General features: G+C 44.9%; 14 protein-coding genes. 9 read left to right on the forward strand and 5 right to left on the reverse strand.

Annotated features, from left to right (window positions below):
• Nucleotides 1–57 precede the first annotated feature (57 nt).
• From ilvD to AC4MC0_RS00210, 4 genes are all read left to right on the forward strand, one after another.
• A complete protein-coding gene (gene ilvD, locus AC4MC0_RS00195; RefSeq protein ID WP_004691869.1) occupies nucleotides 58–1,743 on the forward strand; it encodes a dihydroxy-acid dehydratase in 1,686 nt (561 codons plus the stop codon).
• A 71-nt stretch (nucleotides 1,744–1,814) separates the two neighbouring features.
• Nucleotides 1,815–3,113: a hypothetical protein gene (locus AC4MC0_RS00200; protein WP_491887194.1), complete on the forward strand. Its 1,299-nt coding sequence runs from the start codon at nucleotides 1,815–1,817 to the stop codon at nucleotides 3,111–3,113.
• A gap of 205 nt (nucleotides 3,114–3,318) precedes the next feature.
• Nucleotides 3,319–5,427: a TonB-dependent siderophore receptor gene (locus AC4MC0_RS00205; protein WP_491887195.1), complete on the forward strand. Its 2,109-nt coding sequence runs from the start codon at nucleotides 3,319–3,321 to the stop codon at nucleotides 5,425–5,427.
• 161 nt (nucleotides 5,428–5,588) lie between these two features.
• Nucleotides 5,589–6,326 (forward strand): sulfite exporter TauE/SafE family protein, encoded by a 738-nt coding sequence (locus tag AC4MC0_RS00210; protein ID WP_062031789.1) that lies wholly within the window; start codon nucleotides 5,589–5,591, stop codon nucleotides 6,324–6,326.
• On the opposite strand, the gene AC4MC0_RS00215 is transcribed toward AC4MC0_RS00210, so the two are convergent.
• The 4 genes from AC4MC0_RS00215 to AC4MC0_RS00230 form a co-directional block, all read right to left on the reverse strand.
• Nucleotides 6,323–7,228, reverse strand: coding sequence for a LysR family transcriptional regulator (locus tag AC4MC0_RS00215; RefSeq protein ID WP_183175356.1), 906 nt, complete (start codon nucleotides 7,226–7,228; stop codon nucleotides 6,323–6,325). The genes AC4MC0_RS00210 and AC4MC0_RS00215 overlap by 4 nt on opposite strands.
• 149 nt (nucleotides 7,229–7,377) lie before the next feature.
• On the reverse strand, nucleotides 7,378–8,679 hold the full coding sequence (locus AC4MC0_RS00220) for a solute carrier family 23 protein (protein ID WP_058951473.1): 1,302 nt from the start codon (nucleotides 8,677–8,679) through the stop codon (nucleotides 7,378–7,380).
• A gap of 299 nt (nucleotides 8,680–8,978) precedes the next feature.
• Nucleotides 8,979–11,663, reverse strand: coding sequence for a phosphoenolpyruvate carboxylase (ppc, locus tag AC4MC0_RS00225; RefSeq protein ID WP_195728406.1), 2,685 nt, complete (start codon nucleotides 11,661–11,663; stop codon nucleotides 8,979–8,981).
• A 204-nt stretch (nucleotides 11,664–11,867) separates the two neighbouring features.
• Nucleotides 11,868–12,494, reverse strand: coding sequence for a TetR/AcrR family transcriptional regulator (locus tag AC4MC0_RS00230; protein ID WP_195728405.1), 627 nt, complete (start codon nucleotides 12,492–12,494; stop codon nucleotides 11,868–11,870).
• Nucleotides 12,495–12,643: 149 nt separating this feature from the next.
• Between AC4MC0_RS00230 and AC4MC0_RS00235 the strand changes: the two genes are divergently transcribed.
• The 4 genes from AC4MC0_RS00235 to dnaJ all read left to right on the forward strand — a co-directional run bounded on the left by AC4MC0_RS00235 (nucleotide 12,644) and on the right by dnaJ (nucleotide 18,616).
• Nucleotides 12,644–13,744: an efflux RND transporter periplasmic adaptor subunit gene (locus AC4MC0_RS00235; protein ID WP_279697122.1), complete on the forward strand. Its 1,101-nt coding sequence runs from the start codon at nucleotides 12,644–12,646 to the stop codon at nucleotides 13,742–13,744.
• 2 nt (nucleotides 13,745–13,746) lie between these two features.
• Nucleotides 13,747–16,884, forward strand: coding sequence for an efflux RND transporter permease subunit (locus tag AC4MC0_RS00240; RefSeq protein WP_491887196.1), 3,138 nt, complete (start codon nucleotides 13,747–13,749; stop codon nucleotides 16,882–16,884).
• A 131-nt stretch (nucleotides 16,885–17,015) separates the two neighbouring features.
• Nucleotides 17,016–17,393, forward strand: coding sequence for a hypothetical protein (locus tag AC4MC0_RS00245; protein WP_004978426.1), 378 nt, complete (start codon nucleotides 17,016–17,018; stop codon nucleotides 17,391–17,393).
• Between the two features lie 104 nt (nucleotides 17,394–17,497).
• On the forward strand, nucleotides 17,498–18,616 hold the full coding sequence (gene dnaJ, locus AC4MC0_RS00250; RefSeq protein WP_004978425.1) for a molecular chaperone DnaJ: 1,119 nt from the start codon (nucleotides 17,498–17,500) through the stop codon (nucleotides 18,614–18,616).
• 65 nt (nucleotides 18,617–18,681) lie between these two features.
• Here the strand turns inward: dnaJ and AC4MC0_RS00255 are convergent, their stop codons facing one another.
• Nucleotides 18,682–18,918, reverse strand: a complete 237-nt coding sequence (locus tag AC4MC0_RS00255; protein WP_058951479.1) for a hypothetical protein — start codon at nucleotides 18,916–18,918, stop codon at nucleotides 18,682–18,684.
• 197 nt (nucleotides 18,919–19,115) lie between these two features.
• On the opposite strand from AC4MC0_RS00255, the gene dapB reads away from it, so the two are divergent.
• Nucleotides 19,116–19,937 carry a 4-hydroxy-tetrahydrodipicolinate reductase gene (dapB, locus tag AC4MC0_RS00260; protein WP_058870567.1) on the forward strand — a complete coding sequence of 274 codons (822 nt, stop codon included), beginning with the start codon at nucleotides 19,116–19,118 and terminating at the stop codon, nucleotides 19,935–19,937.
• Nucleotides 19,938–19,978 lie beyond the last annotated feature (41 nt).

Genomic DNA, 19,978 nt, shown 5'->3' on the forward strand with positions numbered 1-19,978 from the left:
CAGCAAAAATTGCCAAGACTGTAGAGTAATACGCAGCCATCGCTAAGGACAAATACAATGAGTAAAGACAATATCCGCGAACATTCAGCCCCCGTTTATGAAGGCATCGAAAATGCACCCGCACGTTCCATGATGCGTGCCACAGGCTTTAAAGATTCCGACTTTACTCGTCCCTTTGTCGGTATTGCTTCGACGTGGGCCAATGTCACGCCGTGTAATATGCACATCGATGGTTTGGCACGTGAGGCTGAAAAAGGGGTTAATCAAGCTGGCGGTAAAGGCATTATTTTTAATACCATTACCATTTCTGACGGGATCTCGAACGGCACCGAAGGCATGAAGTATTCATTGCTTTCTCGTGAAATTATTGCCGATTCGATAGAAGCCGTGGTGGGCTGTCAGGCCTATGATGGGGTGATCGCGATTGGTGGCTGTGACAAAAATATGCCGGGTTGTATCATGGGCTTAGCCCGTTTAAACCGTCCAGGTTTGTTTGTTTATGGCGGGACCATTAAGCCGGGCGCAGGGCATACCGACATGATTTCTGTCTTTGAAGCTGTGGGTCAGCACGCCAAAGGTGAAATCAGTGCCATTCAAGTCAAACAGATTGAAGAAGTGGCGCTACCGGGGCCGGGTTCATGTGGCGGTATGTACACTGCAAACTCGATGGCTTCTGCGATTGAAGCCTTGGGCATGAGTTTGCCGGGCTCCTCTGCACAAGAAGCGGTTTCGGATGACAAGCGGATCGACTGTCAAAAAGCAGGTGAAGCGGTGATGAATTTACTGCGCTTAGACCTGAAACCACGCGACATTATGACCAAAGCTGCATTTGAAAACTCAATTAAAGTACTGATTGCCTTGGGTGGTTCGACCAATGGTGTGCTGCACTTACTGGCAATGGCACATACTGCTGGGGTTGAGCTGAGTTTGGATGATTTTGTCCGTATTGGGCAAGATATTCCCGTAGTGGCCGATGTGCGTCCATCTGGCAAATATTTGATGTCTGAGTTGATCGCGATTGGGGGCATTCAACCGCTGATGAAGCGGATGCTTGATGCTGGCATGCTCGATGGTTCATGTTTAACGGTCACCGGAAAGACCTTGGCGGAAAATTTGGCTGAGGTTGAAGACTATCCAGAAGGTCAACAGATTATTTTACCGTTCGACGCGCCAATTAAAAAAGACTCTCACTTGGTGGTGCTTAAAGGTAACCTGTCTCCAACAGGTGCTGTGGCTAAAATTACCGGCAAAGAAGGCCTTTACTTTGAAGGACCTGCACGTGTCTTTGAAGGTGAAATTGGCGCAATGCGTGGCATTTTGGATGGCGAAGTTCAAGCGGGTGAGGTGGTGGTGATTCGTGGTGAAGGGCCTAAAGGTGGACCGGGCATGCCAGAAATGCTGAAACCGACCTCAGCGATTATTGGTAAAGGTCTCGGTAAATCTGTGGCGCTGATCACCGATGGTCGTTTCTCTGGTGGTAGTCATGGCTTTGTGATTGGACATGTCACCCCAGAAGCCTATGAAGGCGGGCCAATTGGTTTAGTGCAAAATGGCGATAAAATCTCGATTAATGCAGAAACCCGCGAAATGACGTGGCATGTTTCTGCAGAAGAGATTGCAGCGCGTCAAGCCGCGTGGGTGAAACCGCAACCGAATTATCGTTATGGGGCTTTGGCCAAGTTTGCAAAACTGACCACAGGTGCGGAAAAAGGCGCGGTAACTGATCTAAATTTAGATGTCTAATTGATCATTTTGCTATGAATTGATATAAACCCTTGTAGTACTTTCAAGGGTTTAATTTAGAGGCTTTGCTCATGTCACTGTTGCGTCGATGGTTCGATCCGATTCGATCGCGTTGGTTTTACCAAAAACCGATTCGTCAAACGGTCGTATCTACTGAACAAGGCTTGAGTATTCATTTACGCCTCGACGATGTATATAGCTATTTAGCGGTTCAGCAGTTACCACAAATTGAAGAAATTTTAGCGGACGAACTGAAACCATTGAAGGTGGTCATTTCCAGTCAGGCTGCTGCCCCCCCGAATCAAATGTCGGCTTTGGAGTGGCAAACTTATTGTTTAAATGATGCCAAAATTCTGTCGCGCCAGCACCGTTTTAGTTTTCACGAAACGCCAGAACAACCCAGTCCAGAGGCGCTGAGCCAAGCGGAAACCATCTTGCGGCATACACCGCTGCGTGGGCAGGATTTTTTGTATTTGCTGGAAGATGTATTTCACATGCTATGGCAAAAACAAGAAGGTAAGCTGCGCACCTTATATGCGATGGCCAGCCGTCACCATCAAGAGCAACACTTTCCAGAACGTATTTTTAATGATGATGCGGTACTGGCCAGTTACTTCCAACTCGGTGACCGTCAGTATCATGCCGTCGATGATCTGCTGCGTTTAACACGCCGTTTAAAACAACAAAAATTATTTACCGATAACCCAATTTTCTTGATCAATCATATTGATTGGCGTGAGCATTTGATTAGTGATGCTGAAGAGTTAAATGAAATTCAGGCGCTCGATCCAGAGTTAGACCTATACGTTGCGTTGGAAGATCCAATTTCATGGTTGTTATTGGCCTATATTAAAGAAGAACTGGCCGATTATTATAATATTCAGCTCAATGTCTACCCGCTCAGTTATCACGGTCGAGATGGGTTTGATTGGAGTTTGGCAACGCGTTTATCCAAACGGACAGAAATCAAATTCACACCGTTTTGCCGTCCGACGCAAGCAGCCACTTTGGCGATGGCACAGTTATTTTATAGCGTGCCTGAAGAGCAGCGCGTTGATGCCATGTATCGGATTTTGAAAGCCGTTTGGACTCAAGGCAAAGATTTATCCTTTAAATCGCATTTTGATCAACTGATGCAAGAATTGGAAATCACAGCATTGATCACCGAAGATGTGGAAGCCAAGCTTCAAGAAAATGACATGCTCTGTGAAATGAAGTCCCAGCCTGATTTTCCCGTGCTTGAACTGCGTGTGGATGGGCAGAGCTATGTCTTTAATAGTCTTTATCGCGTCTGGATGATTGAAAGTATTTTCAGTAATGTGCTGGAAGATCAATATAAAACCGACCCTGTGGATGAAAGCGAAGGCTGAGTTTTGTATACCTCTTATTGAACAAAACAGTCCAATAACACATGAAACCTAAAGCCGATGGTGTTTTTAGGCTGAGTTATTGAAGTGCTTATTAATAAGGTTAATGAGGTTTAACAATTAAATTCATTGTTAAATTTTATTAATAAATAGGCTTCCAAATGAAAATGATTATAATTGGCATCCTTTCTGTCTGTTGATCGATGTTATGCGTTTTCATATTTCTTCTTTGAGCTTATCCATTCTGGCCGTGATGACTACAGCAGCGTTTGCTCAGGGCGAGACACAGGAAACAGCATCATCCCAAGTTTTACCGACTTTGCAATTTGAAGCCCAAGGTGCTGATGACAAAGCGGCATATGCAGCAAAAACAGCATCAGCTGTTTTGCGTTCAGATGCCCCACTTTTTGAAACCGCACAATCGATCAGCGTGATTAGTGAAAAACAACTGGAACAGAAACAAGCGAAAACGCTGTCTGAAGCCTTGCAGGGTGTAGCGGGGGTCACCGCAGGACAGTATGGTCGCCGTGGTTGGGATGACTTTATTATTCGTGGGCAAATTTCGAGTTCGCAAACGTATATTGATGGTTTACGCATACAAGCATCGGACAATGTTTTAAGAGCAGAAGATATCTCAGGTCTTGAGTCGATTGAAGTGGTGAAAGGTCCTACATCTGTAGGTTTTGGTTTAGCTTTGCCGGGCGGTTTAGTCAATTTGACCACAAAGCGGCCACAAGCAGAAACTGCTTATAAAGGCACATTAAGCTACGGTAGTTATGGTTTAAAAGAAGGCACTTTCGATCTTAATTATGCACCAAATAATACTGATAAAGGGGCGTTTCGTGTTGTTGGGAGAGTGTCTGATCAGGATGATCCAACAGATCATGTTTATTTTAAAAATTATTATATTGCGCCGTCTTATAATTTTGACTTAGGCGACAAAGATGATTTGTCTGTCATCGCCAGTTACCAGCGCCGTGAATATGTCCGTCAACAGGGTATTCCATATAGTGGTGGAAATTATAAAAAATATTCACATAGCCTGTTCTTTGGCGATCCTGACTATGGCTATGACGTTGATGTTTATCGTTTAGGTTCGAACTATGCACATTATTTTGATAATGCTTGGACTTTTAAACAAAACTTTGCTGTGACTAAAACCGAGACATTGGGTGATTCGATTTTAGCATCTGGTCGAAGTACATTACCTACAATTAAACGAGCAATCAACAATCAAGATAAACAAGATATTAATTATACCTTAGACAATAATTTACAGCGAAATTTCAATTTCGAGCATATAAACTATGATGTAATGGTTGGTTTAGATATGATGCGTGAGCGTAGTGATTATTATCGTCGTACCGATACGATCAATAATGACTTTGATGCAGATAATCCAAGTTATGGAAATATAAGTATCAAAAAAGTAGGTGTGCCAACGGAAGAAATCACCTATAGCCAATATGCAGGTTTGTATTTAAGAAACACCATTAAAATTGATGATGACTGGATTATTGGGCTCTCTGGACGCCATGACTGGACTCAAGTTGAAATTGACAATATCCTAACAAATACAACAACTAAAAATTCAGATAATGCTTTTACGGGTAGTGCATCGGTGATGTACCGTATCAATGATATGTTTGCACCATATATCAGTTATGCAACCTCTTTTATGCCGGTGACTGATTCTGGTGAAAATGGTTCGTTGCTTGATCCAGAAGAAGGGAAACAAGCTGAAGTTGGGGTTAAATTCCAAGGGTTGAATCAAAGACTGCAAGGCTATGTGGCTTATTATGATTTAACTCGTCAGAATGTCACAGAAACAGATGCTTCAGGGAATTTTTCAATTCAAACAGGTGAGCAAGTCACAAAGGGCTTTGAAACAGAGTTATCAGCTGCTCTAACTGATCAATGGAACCTGACCGCAACCTATAGTTATATTCCAACTGCAAAAATTACTGAAAGTGAAACTAGCAGCGATATTGGCAAGCGAATTAACCATGTGCCTAAAAATGCCGCCTCTTTATCAACCCAATACTTCTTTGCAGATGAGCAATTGGGCTGGAATATTGGTGCTAGTGCGAATTATCAAGGTGCGCGTACAGCACAACGTGGGACTGATTATGTGCCACTATCGAGCTATACGCTGTATGACGTCAGTGCCGGTTATGAAGCGAAAAATTGGGGCGCAAAGTTCAGTGTAAAAAACCTGTTTGATAAAGAGTATTTAGTCGGCACCACGCCAAATGCGCAATTGGTCAATTGGGGCGATCCACGTACTTTCCGCTTCAGCCTAAATTTCAAATACTAAGCAGAATTGCACTGCATCACATCTGGATTCAATAACAGTTGAGTCCAGTCCATTCTTCCCAGTAAGCCTCAATCTTTGGTTGAGGCTTACTTCTAAAAACAGTGATATGAGTCCAGATTTAAATTATATAGCATGGCGCTAAGTGTTTAGAGAGAAGCGTCATGCTTGCTTTTGTTATTTTTGTTTTTGCTGTCGCAGGCATGATTAAAGGTACCATTGGTCTGGGTTTGCCCGCCGTGTCGATGGGACTTTTATCTTTGGTGATTAGTCCATTTCAAGCGGCAACTTTGCTGATTATCCCTTCCATGGTCACGAACTTCTGGCAATTGTTCGCAGAAGGACGTGTACTGCGACTGGTACAACGCTTTTGGCCGTTGCTGGTGGGCATGATCATTGGTTCAGTTTGGAGTGTTTTTCCTACACTTGGACATGGCGAATTTCAAAGTGAAGCGCTGTTGGGCGGGATGCTGGCCATTTATGGTCTATATGGTTTGTTTGCCAAAAACATGCCCAACTTAGCCCCGTATGAAAAATATTTATCACCGATCATGGGCTATTTGGGCGGTGCTTTGACGGTGGCGACAGGGGTGGTAGTGATTCCCGTGGTGCCGTATTTGCAGTCCTTGCATTTGAAACGGGATGATTTGGTACAGTCGCTCGGCCTTGCCTTTACCGTTTCAACTTTATGTTTGGCCGTGTATTTACATCTAAATCCTGTTGAAGACACTCCCATTGACTATCAACTGTCGTTGATCGCTCTGCTTCCTGCATTGCTCGGAATGTGGTTGGGCACTAAAATTCGCTACCGCATTCCTGAACAAGCCTTTCGTAAGGTGTTCTTTGTGGGCCTAGTGCTATTTGGCAGTTATATGGTTTTACATCAACTGGGCTGGCTTTAATACGCAATGAGTTGGTCATGTTGGCTCAAGAGGAATTGACTAAAGCGTTGGTAATCTGCGGGGAGCTGATCAAAACACTGTGCTGCTAACAGCAACTTGCGGTTTGCCCATTTGCCTAAGAGTTCAACCTGCTGAAAATCATACTGTGCTTTTAAACGCAGGGCTGCCCGTTTGGGAATAATCGCAATGCCGACGCCATTGGCAACGACTTGGGCGATTGCAGCAAAGTTCGGCACCCGTAGACGATAGTGGATGTCACAGCCTAAGCGTTTGGCTTGCGCTTCTATTGACTGTTGTAAGGAGTGATATTGCATGAGGCCCACAAACGGATGTTGCAATAATTCACCCAGCTCCAGTTGAGCCGCAGTGGCAAGTGGATGCTGGCTTGGGCAGATCAGTACCAACGGGTCTTCAGCAAACTCTTGAGTTTCAAGCTGCCCTGCATCAAAAAAACCAGAAATCAGCCCCAACTGCGCCGTACCTGTACTGAGGGCCTGAATGATGTCATTGGTTTCGGCTTCTTTTAATTCAATATGAATCTGCGGATTTTCCATTAAATACTGCGGCAATAAATGAGGTAAGTACTCACTCTGCGCCGATGAGTTGCACCACAATATAATGTTGCTCGTTGCACTGTGAGCAAAGGGCAGCATGGCTTGTTGTAATTGCTGCTGTTGTTGCAGTAAGTGCTGCGCATATTCCGCAAAGGTTTGTCCAGCAAGGGTCGCTTTTACCCCAGTTGCATGGCGGGTAAATAAACTGACTTCAAAATGGTGTTCTAATTTTTTAATTCGCTCACTGGCGGCCTGTAAAGAAATGGCGGAGCGTTCTGCACCCTTGGTAAGACTGCCTGTACTCAGGATATTGATAAACAATTGCAGATCAAAAAAATCAAGGCGCATGGCAGGGTCAAAGCGGAAAATGTTGCTTTATCTTAGTCCTTTTTGCGTTTTGAGACATCCCTTTAGGTGTAATAGGAGTCAGAGCATTAGACCAAAAAAAGCAGCCCGAAGGCTGCGATCAACAATGGATAATCAAAATATCAGATAGATTAATCTTTTTGCCCTAAGCTGAAGAACCAGTTTAAGAACAACGCTGCAAACGTAGCAGTACCAATACCACCCAAGTTAAAGTTGCCAATTTGTAAGGCAAAATCACCTGTACCTAAAATGATGGTGACTGCTGCGACCATCAGGTTTTTGTTCTGTGAAAAATCGACTTTGTTTTCAATCCAAATTTTTGCACCCGCGATGGTAATCAAACCAAACACTACAATCGATGCACCGGTTAAAATCGCGGTCGGAATGGTATGGATGATGGCACCAAATTTCGGTGACAGACCCAAGAAAATGGCAAACACACCTGCGATGGCAAAAATGATGGTCGAGTAAACTCGTGTGACTGCCATGACTCCAATGTTTTCACCATAGGTGGTCATGCCTGGTGCGCCGACACCGCCTGCTAATGTCGTTGCGACACCATCGGCAACAAACGCTTTACCAATGTGCGGATCAAGGTTTTCACCGGTCATCGCACTCACGGCTTTAATGTGACCGAGGTTTTCTGCCACCAAAATTAACGCAATTGGTGCAATGATCATCATGGCATTGGCATTAAATTCAGGCGCATGAAAAGTCGGTAAACCAAACCAAGCGGCTTGTTGAATTGGTGCAAAATTAATCGCTGTGCCATAGCCCATAACGTTGGTCACGATGAAATAGACCAAGTAAGACAGTAACAAACCAATTAATAATAAGAGACGCTGCAATAAACCACGGGTAAAGACTGCAATCGAGCCCATACATAATACGGTAACTAGTGCCATCCACATATTAAAGGAATTGCCCGCAACGCCTTTGACCGTCACTGGCGCAAGGTTGAGACCAATAATCATCACCACAGCACCTGTCACCACAGGCGGCATCAGTTTTTCAATCCACTTAGTGCCCGTTGCCATGACCATAAAACCAAACAAGGTATAGAGCACGCCGCAGGCAATAATACCGCCGCCCGCCATAGCTAAATTTGGATTGAGTGCGCCTGTGCCCGATGCGGTATAGCCCGTTGCTGCAATCACGACCCCAATAAAGGCAAAACTTGAACCTAAATAGCTTGGAACACGTCCACCCGTCATAATAAAGAACAAGATGGTACAAATCCCGGACATTAAAATAGCAAGGTTGGGATCGAAGCCCATTAAGAAAGGTGCAAGAACCGTTGCTCCAAACATGGCAAAGGCATGCTGCACACCTAAAATTGCACTTTGTGAAGCAGGGAGGTATTCACTTGTGCCAACAGGACGTGCATCGATATTGCCTTCGTACGGGCGCCATTTGGGAAACCAATTGGACATTTTTTGAGCACTCTAAAGATAAATTGTGCACATCATACTCTTGTTTTTTAGAAGATTTAATCAGTGATACAAAAAATTGTTCAAACTAATCTTATGACTTTTCAGAACTTTTTACCGTATGGTAAAACTTTTAATTTTTAAAAATAATGAAAAATCAATGTTTAATTGGTAAATTTAGCCAATCGCTCATTCATAAATATTTATGATTGGATTGATAAAAAATTATAAAAGGTTTGACCATGCGGTCAATAAAAAAGCACATCATGCTGATGTGCTTTAAATGGAGCGGGCTTAAAACTTTATCCTGTGTTACGAAGACCCGCTGCAATGCCGGCGATACTCACCATAAGTGCATGATCTACAGGTGTATTTGTTTCCTGACGCTCTTCTAGGTAGCGGCGACGACGTTTCATTAACTCTGCTTGGAGTAAATGTAGCGGCAATAAATACGGTTTGCGCACTCTCATTGACTGGTCTAAAACTTCGTTACTGCTCAGTAGTTTTGATTCACCTTTAAGCGCTAACAGGGTTTGTACTGCATACTTTAAGCGCTGACGTAGATGTTCACCGAGCACTTTCAAGTCCTCATCATCGGTCAGGTGCGACTCATAATATAGCGCTACATGAGCATCAGACTTTGAGAGCACCATTTCCAACATATCAATCAGGGTTTGGAAATACGGCCATGCCACCAGCATTTCATCTAAGGTGGCTTTATGACCTTGATCAATCACTTGGTTAATTGCCGCGCCAGTACCTAGCCAAGCGGGTAACATCAAACGAATCTGGGTCCACGCAAATACCCAAGGAATGGCACGTAGAGACTCAATGCCGCCAGTGACTTTACGTTTTGCAGGGCGTGAGCCAAGCGGTAACATTTGCAGTTCAAGCTCTGGCGTGACGGTGCGTAAATATTTGACGAAGTGCGGGTTTTCTCGCACGGTCTGACGATATACCTGTACCGACAAATCGGTCATGCTGTGCATTAACTCGCGCCACTCAGGTTTTGGGACGGGTGGTGGAAGTAAAGTGGCTTCTAAAGTGGCAGCGGTATAAATCTCTAGGTTTTGTAGCGCAATGCCTTCTAGGCCAAACTTGAAGCGAATCATTTCACCTTGTTCAGTGACTCGAATTGCACCTGAAATCGAGCCAGGTGGCTGTGAAAACAGGGCTTGTTGCGTTGGCGCACCGCCACGGCTGATGGAACCGCCACGACCATGAAATAGTGTGAGTTGTATGCCATGCGTTTTCGCAATTGCGGTTAATTCTTCTTGCGCACGGTACTGTGCCCAATTGGCTGACATAAAGCCTGCATCTTTTGCAGAGTCTGAGTAGCCAATCATGACTTCATGTTTGCCCTGAATATGCTGTTTATACCAATGCATATTGAATAAGGTATTCATGGTGGCTGCGGCGCCATCTAAGTCTTTCAATGTTTCAAACAATGGCACCACACGTAGTGGGTGTTGGATACCTGCTTCTTTTTGCAAAAGCAGTACCGCCAGCACATCACTTGGATATTCAGCCATCGAAATAATGTAGGCACCTAAACTTTCTTGAGGCTGCGCTGCCAAAGTGCGCATGGTGGCAAACACTTCTTGCACTTCAGGTTGTTCAATTAAGCTTTGCGCAGGCTCATTTAAATGCTTGGGCAACAGTGGACGTTTGCTTTGTAGTTCCTGTAATAAGAAGTTTTGGCGCGCTTGTTCGGTCCACGTTTCAAAATTACCCAGACCCAAATATTCAGTAATGGCGGAAATCGCTTGGCGATGACGTCCTGACTCTTGGCGAATATCCAGTTTTAGCAGTTCAATCCCGAAACAGTTCACTCGATGGATAAAGTCTAGCAATTTGCCATTGGCAATTTCAGGCAGGTTGCTGGCAATCAAAGAGCGATAACACAGCAGTAAAGGCTGTAACAGTTCCTCTTTGGCTTTAATCACCAAGCTGTCATCGGCATCGGCACCGCGCAGTTTTTCTGCGAGCCAATGGCGCGTAGCTTTTAGCCGTTCGCGGGTATCGCGTAAATATTCGCGGTAGGGTTCAGGATGGTCTTGACCCAAGGCTTGACGCAGTTCATCACTACAACTTTGAATCGACAGTTCCCAACGCAAGTCTTCAATGTCACGTAAGTAAAGATCAGCCGCTTTCCAACGCGATAGCCACAGGACTTCTTGAGTAATGTTGTGTGTCACATTCGGGTTGCCGTCACGGTCACCACCCATCCATGAAGCGAAACGTACAGGTGCGACATGGAGAGGCAGACGTTGCCCACAGTGCTCTATTACCATGCCGTCTAGTTCACGCATGAACTTCGGTACGGCATTCCATAAGGTTTGCTCAATGGTGGTGAAACCCCATTTTGCTTCATCGACTGGGGTTGGACGGTGTTGACGAATTTCATCGGTCTGCCATGCCGAACAGATCAGTTGTTTTAAGTCTTCAAGGACTGTTTGACGCTCACGAGGAGTTAGTTTTTGCTGATCCATTTTAAATAAGGCATCGTTGATACCATCATATTTTTGGATCAGGGTACGACGGCTGACTTCAGTGGGGTGAGCGGTCAGAACCAGTTCAATATTTAAATCACAGATTTGCTGGAACAGCGTATCGGTTGAAATGTCGTTATTTTTAAATTTAGCAAAAAGGTGGTCGAGTGGATTTGGAGAGGGTGCGGTCTCATCAAATTCACTTTGACGACGGCTACGGACCACATGATATTGCTCTGCAATATTGGCAAAGTTCAAAAAGTGGGTAAAGGCACGTGTCAGCGGCAGAATTTCATCATCTTCAAGGCTGAAAAACAGTTGTTCCAGCTGTTTTTCGGCTTCGACTTGACCATCCCGTGCCCCTTTGGATAAGGCCCGAATTTGCTCGACCTGATTAAACAAATCTTGTCCTGCATGCTCCTTGAGGGTTTCACCCAATAGGTTACCGAGTAATCGGACATCTTCACGTAGTGGAGCATCAATTTGTTGAATCATGATTATTATTCCCTCGTTGTTCTTAATTTGACTATACCCCGATTCGATGACAATCCAAGTAGGGGCAGACAAAAGTAGGGGATTAATTGCTGAATTTAGAATCAAATGAACAACTTAGGGCAAGCAATTGTTTTAAAATAAAGATGGTTTTAATCCCAAGTATTTGAATTAATTATAAAAAATATAAATTTGATTAGCCGAATCTTACGGTTTTTGTATGGGGTATTTTAATAAAAAAATCGCAATGGCTTCTCGAATCAGTTGCTCGCGTTGTTCGGCATTGGGCACTTCATTCATCCCCAACAACATTTCTTGGTGACGGTATCCAAACAGCAGAGACATTAATAAGGTGATGACCTCGTTGACCTGTTCAAACTGAAGCACGCCTAAGGTTTGGGCTTGGTCAAAGAACTGTTCCCAAATCGCCCGCATTTTGAGGTGGGAGGCTTTATAGAAGTTCTCTAGCAAAGGATTTTGTTCAGCGGCCAGCTGTAATAGTAAGTGCTCCAGCTTGATGGCCTCAGGCAGGTTAATAATATGCATCGATAGCGCACAGATCTGTTCGAGCATGGGCACAAAGTCTTCGGCACGTTGCAATTGAAAAGAACGACCCAGCATCAGCTTTTCACAGGTTTCCTCAATCGCACAACTGAACAGATTGGCTTTGTCTTGAAAATGGTTATACACCGTGAGTTTGGTGACGTGCGCTTCCTTGGCAATATGGTCCATGCTGGAGCCGTGGTAGCCATGTTGTAAAAACAACTGACGTGCCACCTCCAAAATACGTTGCCGTTTTTCTAAATCCTTGGGACGTCCTGCTGAAGTTTGCACACATTTTCCTAAAAAAAGTTCAAAAAGTCATTTACATCTGAGCATATCTTTAATTAGTGTACTATGCATTATATTAATTAAAAAATAACCAAATTAAGTCTGGATATTGTGCCTGATTAATTGGTGGTTATGGAAGAAGAGCAGACTTCATGAGCAAAATTCAGACCCTTGTGGCAAGTATGATGGTGGTGTGTAGTATCACCTTGTGGGGATGTAGCAAAGACACGACCGAACCAGAGTCGGTGCCTTTGGTAATGGTGAGCCAACCGAATACCACGCATCTAGAACAAAAAAGCTATGCAGGCGAAGTGCAAGCCCGCCAACAAACTGCACTGTCCTTTCGTGTTGGGGGACAAGTTACGGAGCGTCTGGTCGATGTAGGTGACCAAGTCAAAGTTGGACAAGTTTTAGCACGTTTAGATGTACAAGATGCCCAGTTACAATTAAATGCAGCCAAAGCACAGTTAGAAAGTGCACAAGCGGCTGAAAAAAATGCGCAGGATGAACTCAAACGCTTTAAGCAATTGTTACCGAGTAATGCGGTGAGTCGTTCACAGTACGACAGCGTTGAAAATCAATATAAAGCCGCACTATCGAGCTTGAAACAAGCACAAGCCAATTACAACGTTACGCAAAATCAAACCAGTTATAACCAACTGATCGCCAATAAAAACGGCGTGATTACCGAGCGTAATATTGAAATTGGACAGGTGATTTCAGCAGGGCAACCCGCGTTTCAACTGGCCATTTCAGGTGATCGTGAAGTGGTGATTGGTGTGCCTGAACAAGCCATTGCTCAGATTAAAGTCGGACAAGATGCCCTAGTCACTTTGTGGTCTAAACCTGATGAACGTTTTGCTGCCTACGTCCGTGAAATTTCGCCTGCCGCAGATCAGTCACGTACTTTTAGTGTCAAAGTGGCTTTGCGTGAAGGACAAAATACGATTCAACTGGGACAGAGTGCACGGGTATTTTTCAGCTCAACTGAAAGCAATGTGTTGAGTGTACCTTTAGCCAGTGTTTCCGCTGCGGGTAAAAATGCTTATGTCTGGGTGGTGAATACTGATAACAGCATTCGTAAAGTCCCTGTCAGTGTGGGGGAGTATGGTCGAGACAGCGTTACCATTCGTTCAGGTTTACAGCCAAAGGACTATGTCGTGGTGGGTGGGGTGCATTTACTGCGTGAAAAACAAAAAATTCAACCGATTAGCCGTGACAATAAAACGGTCAAGATTGCGACAGGGAGTTAAGTATGAACTATAACCTGTCGGAATGGGCCTTAAAAAATAAGGGCTTGGTCCTTTATTTGATGTTGTTACTGGGCATCGTGGGTGTGGTGTCTTATTCCAAACTAGCACAGAGCGAAGACCCACCTTTTACCTTTAAAGTGATGGTGGTACAGACCTATTGGCCGGGTGCAACGGCGCGCGAGGTGTCTGAACAAGTGACCGACCGTATTGAAAAAGAGCTGATGACCACGGGTAAGTATGAGCGCATTATGGCCTACTCCAGACCCGGCGAGTCGATGGTGACTTTTGTGGCACGAGATGCCATGCGCTCCAGTGAGATACCAGATGTGTGGTATGACGTACGCAAGAAGGTTGGAGACATCAAACATCAGCTGCCCAATGGGGTACAAGGACCATTCTTTAATGATGAGTTCGGCGATACTTTCGGCAATATTTATGTGCTGACTGGTAAAGACTTTGATTATGCGGTGATGAAAGAATATGCCGACCGTCTACAGTTACAACTACAACGCGTCAAAGATGTCGCCAAGGTCAACTTGGTTGGGCTGCAAGATCAAAAGATTTGGATTGAAATTTCCAACACCAAGTCGGCACAGTTAGGCATTCCTGTGACAGCGGTGCAACAAGCCCTGCAACAGCAAAATACCATGGCCAGTGCAGGCTTTTTTGAAACAGAATCGGATCGTATTCAACTCCGAGTCACAGGGCAAATTAAGAGCGTTGAAGAACTGCAACGTATGCCTTTATTGGTCAATGGGAAAACCATCCAGCTGAGCGACGTTGCCGACGTCTATCGTGGCTTTAGTGAACCTGCTCAACCCCGTATGCGCTTTATGGGGGAAAATGGCATTGGCATTGCGGTGTCGATGCGTAAAGGCGGCGACATCTTGGCTTTGGGTAAAAACTTAGAAACTGAGTTTTCCAAGCTGCAAAAAACCTTACCTTTAGGTATGGAGCTGAAAAAAGTTTCAGATCAGCCTGTTGCGGTGAAGCGTAGTGTCAACGAGTTCATGAAAGTTTTGGCTGAAGCGGTGATTATTGTACTGCTAGTCAGTTTTTTCTCGCTGGGTTTCCGTACTGGACTGGTGGTGGCATTCTCCATTCCACTGGTCTTGGCCATGACCTTTGCAGGCATGAATATTTTTGATGTCGGTCTCCATAAAATTTCTTTGGGTGCGCTCATTTTAGCGCTGGGCCTCTTGGTCGATGACGCTATTATTGCCGTGGAAATGATGGCGATCAAAATGGAGCAAGGCTACAGTCGACTACAAGCAGCAGGGCATGCGTGGCGAACGACGGCTTTCCCAATGTTGACGGGAACTTTGATTACCGCTGCGGGCTTTTTACCGATTGCCACGGCAGCGTCCAGTACAGGTGAATACACTCGTTCTATTTTCCAAGTGGTGACCATTGCCTTAATTGTGTCTTGGTTTGCAGCGGTGTTGTTTGTGCCTTATTTGGGCGACAAACTCCTGCCCGATTTTAATAAAGAGCTGATTCAAAAAGCGCCGTGGTATAGCTGTTTGTGGGCACGTTTGCGCAAACAGCCAGAACCTCAGCCGATGGTGCATCATGCAGGTGAGCATCATGATCCTTATCAAACTAAGTTCTATCAAGGTTTTCGCCGTTGGGTCGATCTGTGTGTGACCTATCGCAAAACGGTCATTGCAACGACGGTGGCTATTTTTGTGCTCTCGGTGTTGATGTTTAAGTTAGTACCACAGCAGTTTTTCCCACCTTCAAATCGTGCCGAAATTTTGGTCGACATAAAACTTGAAGAAGGTGCATCTTTAACGGCAACTGAAAATGCGGTGAAAAAAGTTGAACAGTTCCTGTCGAAGCAAGAAGGCATAGATAATTATGTGGCGTATGTGGGCACAGGCTCGCCACGTTTTTATTTACCGCTCGATCAGCAGCTACCACAGGCCAGCTTTGCTCAGTTTGTGGTCTTGGCTTCTTCACTGGATGATCGCAATGAAATTCGCAAATCCCTAGACACCCAAATCCGCCAGTTATTGCCCGATGTGCGTACTCGCGTCTCTTTACTTGAAAACGGTCCCCCTGTCGGTTATCCACTTCAATACCGTGTGTCGGGTGAAGACTTGACCCAAGTGCGTGCTTGGGCGGATAAAGTCGCAGCGATGCTGAGTGCTAACCCCAACACCACCAATGTGCATTTGGACTGGGGTGAACCAAGCAAGATGATCAATTTAGAGATTGATCAAGACCGTGCCCGCCAAATGGGGGTATCGAGTTTAGATTTGGCCAATTTCTTGAACAGCTCAATTTCGGGTGCCACCATTAACCAGTACCGTGAGAAACGTGAGCTGATTGAAATCCGTTTACGTGGCGATCAAGCCGAGCGGGTTGAAGTGGCATCACTGGCGAGTCTTGCCGTTCCAACTTCAAATGGCGGAACAGTACCGTTGGCACAAATTGCCAAAATTGAGTATAGCTTCGAAGAAGGTTTGATTTGGCATCGTAACCGCCTACCGACTATTACGGTACGTGCAGATATTCGGACCAAGTTACAGCCAGCCACTGTGGTGGATGAAATGGCCGAACAGATGAATCAGCTGCGTGCGGAACTGCCGAATGGCTATTTGGTTGAAGTCGGCGGTACAGTGGAAGAGTCTGCACGTGGGGGTAAATCGGTTGCAGCAGGCATGCCTTTATTCTTGGCCGTGGTCATGACTTTGCTGATGATTCAACTGCGCAGTATGTCTCGTGCCACGATTGTCTTGCTCACTGCACCTTTAGGTTTGATTGGCGTGGTGTTGTTCCTGCTACTGTTCAATAAACCTTTTGGCTTTGTTGCGATGTTGGGCACCATTGCCTTGTCGGGCATGATCATGCGTAACTCGCTGATCTTGATTGATCAGATTGAGCAAGACATTCAAGCGGGGCATGAACAATGGGATGCAATCATCGATGCGACGGTGCGACGTTGTCGTCCAATTGTGCTGACGGCATTGGCAGCTGTTCTGGCGATGATCCCACTATCTAGAAGTATTTTCTTTGGCCCTATGGCCGTTGCGATCATGGGCGGACTGATTGTGGCGACGCTATTAACCCTGTTCTTTTTACCGGCCTTGTACGCGCAGTGGTTTAAAGTAAAAAAAATTAGCCATAAGCTGTAAATTTATGCCAATATCAGGTGCGAAACGTTGAAAATTTCAATATAGTAGCACCTGAAATTTATGGCATTTTTATAAAGCAGTTTTTTGCTACACATTAAAAAACCAACGATGTGGCAAATGGGGTTAAACGCATGATGCAAGACAATGTAACCAAGTATCGCCGCTCTATCGCGATTTCTTATGTCTTCATGTTTTTGGCTTTGTTTACTGTGATTAGTGGCGCATTTTCCTATTGGTATGCCCGAAAAGTCACGCAAATTGATCATGCCGAAGTGTGGTTACAAGCGCAAGCACTCTGGGTCATGCGCAATATTGTGATTTATAGCATTTTGGCTTTATTTGCAGCACTGTGGTTTATTCCTCTTATTTTCTTCACTTGGGACAGCGCATTGTGGGTGACTGCATGCACGGTTGCAGGTGTGGTTTTTAGCTGTATTGCATTTCTCTTCCTTCTAAATGCATGGTTTAAAGGCCTGTCTAAATTTTTGAAAAATAAAGCAGTTTTCTAATCCTACTGATTTTTTTTCAAACACCCCCTTGTAAAACTTGGTTTGAACCCAATTTCAGACCACAGTTGAGTATTAAATAAATTCCGTGAGGAGCATCGCCAGACATGGCTAAACGTGATTATTATGAGGTTTTAGGTGTTGCTAAAACCGCTAGTGATGATGAAATTAAAAAAGCCTACCGTAAGTTGGCGATGAAATATCATCCGGACCGCAACCCTGACAATGCTGAAGCTGAAGAGAAGTTTAAAGAAGCGGCTGAAGCTTATGAAATTTTATCGGATAGCGAAAAGCGTAGCATGTACGACCGTATGGGGCATCAAGCCTTTGAAGGTGGTATGGGCGGCGGAGGCGGCTTCGGTGGTGGTTTCAGCGCAGAAGACATTTTCAGTCAATTCGGTGACATTTTCGGTGGTGCATTTGGCGGCGGCGGCGGTCGTGGTCAACAGCGTGCACGTCGTGGTTCTGACTTACGTTATGTGATGGAACTGACGTTGGAAGAAGCAGTAAGAGGGGTGAAAAAAACCATTACTTTTACTGCACCAGCGCCGTGTGAAACTTGTGATGGTAAAGGCTCTAAAAACCCGAACGATGTTGAAACCTGTAAAACTTGTCATGGTGCAGGTCAGGTTCGCATGCAGCAAGGTTTCTTCTCTGTACAGCAGACCTGTAGCACCTGTCGCGGTCAGGGTAAGATCATTAAGAACCCATGTAATACCTGTCATGGTTCAGGTGTTAAAGACCGTCAACAAACCTTAGAAGTGACGATTCCTGCGGGCGTTGACAACGGTGACCGCGTTCGTTTAACGGGCAAAGGCGAAGCGATTCGTGATGGTCAGTCAGGCGACTTGTACGTAGAAGTGGTGGTGCGTGAGCACGAAATCTTCCAACGTGATGGTGCAGACCTGTATATGGATGTCCCTGTGAGCATTGCTGATGCTGCTTTGGGTAAAGAAATTGAAATCCCGACACTCGAAGGTCGTGTGAGTTTGAAAATTCCTGAAGGCACACAAACGGGTAAAATGTTCCGTTTACGTGGCAAAGGGGTTAAACCTGTACGCACCAGTATGCAGGGTGATTTGCTCTGCCGTATCGTGATTGAAACGCCAGTCAACTTGACGGCACGTCAACGTGAACTGTTGAAAGAGTTGCAAGAAACTTTAGATGGAGATGATCACAAATCATCACCGAAGAAAAAGTCTTTCTTTGACCGTCTGTTTGATTAATTAAATACGGTACGTCTGAATCAGTGTTGAAAAGAGCGGGAATATTTTCCCGCTTTTTTTTTATGTTATTGCGCTTCTGCTGGCAACTCAGGTTGATCAATCTGATCTACAGAGACAGTTTCTTCAACAGGTGCAACTGATGGTGCTTGATGTTCAGTATTGGCCTTTGGATGTGTACTGGTGCTAATTTTGACTTGTGACAAACTTTCCAACGTGTCTCCCACTTGAACAGCGGGTTCAGCCTGAACCTGTGCCCAACTGCCCCCAAACGCCATCGCTAGAAAAAGTACCTTTGCTTTCATTCTATTTTCCTCATTTTAAAGTTGTTTTTAAACGCGAACCTAGTCTGCGTAAGATTGATTGCAAATTTGTGAAAAGCTTGAGAAATCATGTTTGAAAATAAAGCGATTTTTTCGATGAAAATGCCCAACAAACCTTAGTCTGGGCAATCAGTTTTGCTATAGTAAGAGCAATTTTGAAGCTAGATTAGGAATATGTTATGTCAGCAGCTCCACGCATTGGTGTCTTAGGTGCCGGCGGTCGTATGGGTCGCATCCTTATTCAAGCGGTACATGAAGCAGGCTATCAACTGGCTGCGGCAGTGGAACGCCCTGAAAGCTCACTGGTTGGTACAGATGCAGGTGAGCTTGCAGGTATTGGCAGCCTAGGCGTGAAGGTGGTGGGTAGTCTGGAAGCGGTAGTGAAAGATTGTGATGTGATCATTGATTTCACTGCACCAGTAGCGACCGTTCAGCATTTAAAAATTTGTCGTGAAGCTGGGGTGGCCATTGTCATTGGGACCACGGGTATGAATGACGAACAAAAAGCTTATTTGGATGACTCTGCGACTCAAATACCTGTGGTCTATGCAGCCAACTATTCTGTGGGGGTCAACGTTTCGATTAAACTGTTGGAAATGGCGTCTAAAGTCTTTGGCGACACAGTGGATATTGAAGTGATTGAAGCGCATCACCGTCATAAAGTCGATGCACCATCAGGCACAGCGTTGATGATGGGTGAGGCGATTGCGGGTGCTTTAGGTCGTGACTTGAAAACCGATGCAGTGTATTGCCGTGAAGGTCATACAGGACCCCGTGAGCGTCAAAGTATTGGTTTCCAAACCATTCGTGGCGGCGATATTGTCGGTGAACATACAGCTATGTTTATTGCTGATGGTGAGCGTGTTGAAATTACCCATAAAGCGACTAACCGTATGAACTTTGCTTCGGGTGCGGTACGTGCTGCGGATTGGGTGGTAGGACGTGAAGCACGTAAATATGACATGAAAGATGTACTGGGTTTTAACGACATTCAAGTTTAAAAACCTGCTTCATTCGCCATAAAAACAAGATAAAAAACTAA

The sequence above is a fragment of the Acinetobacter sp. CAU_H_S139_7 genome (assembly GCF_058599305.1).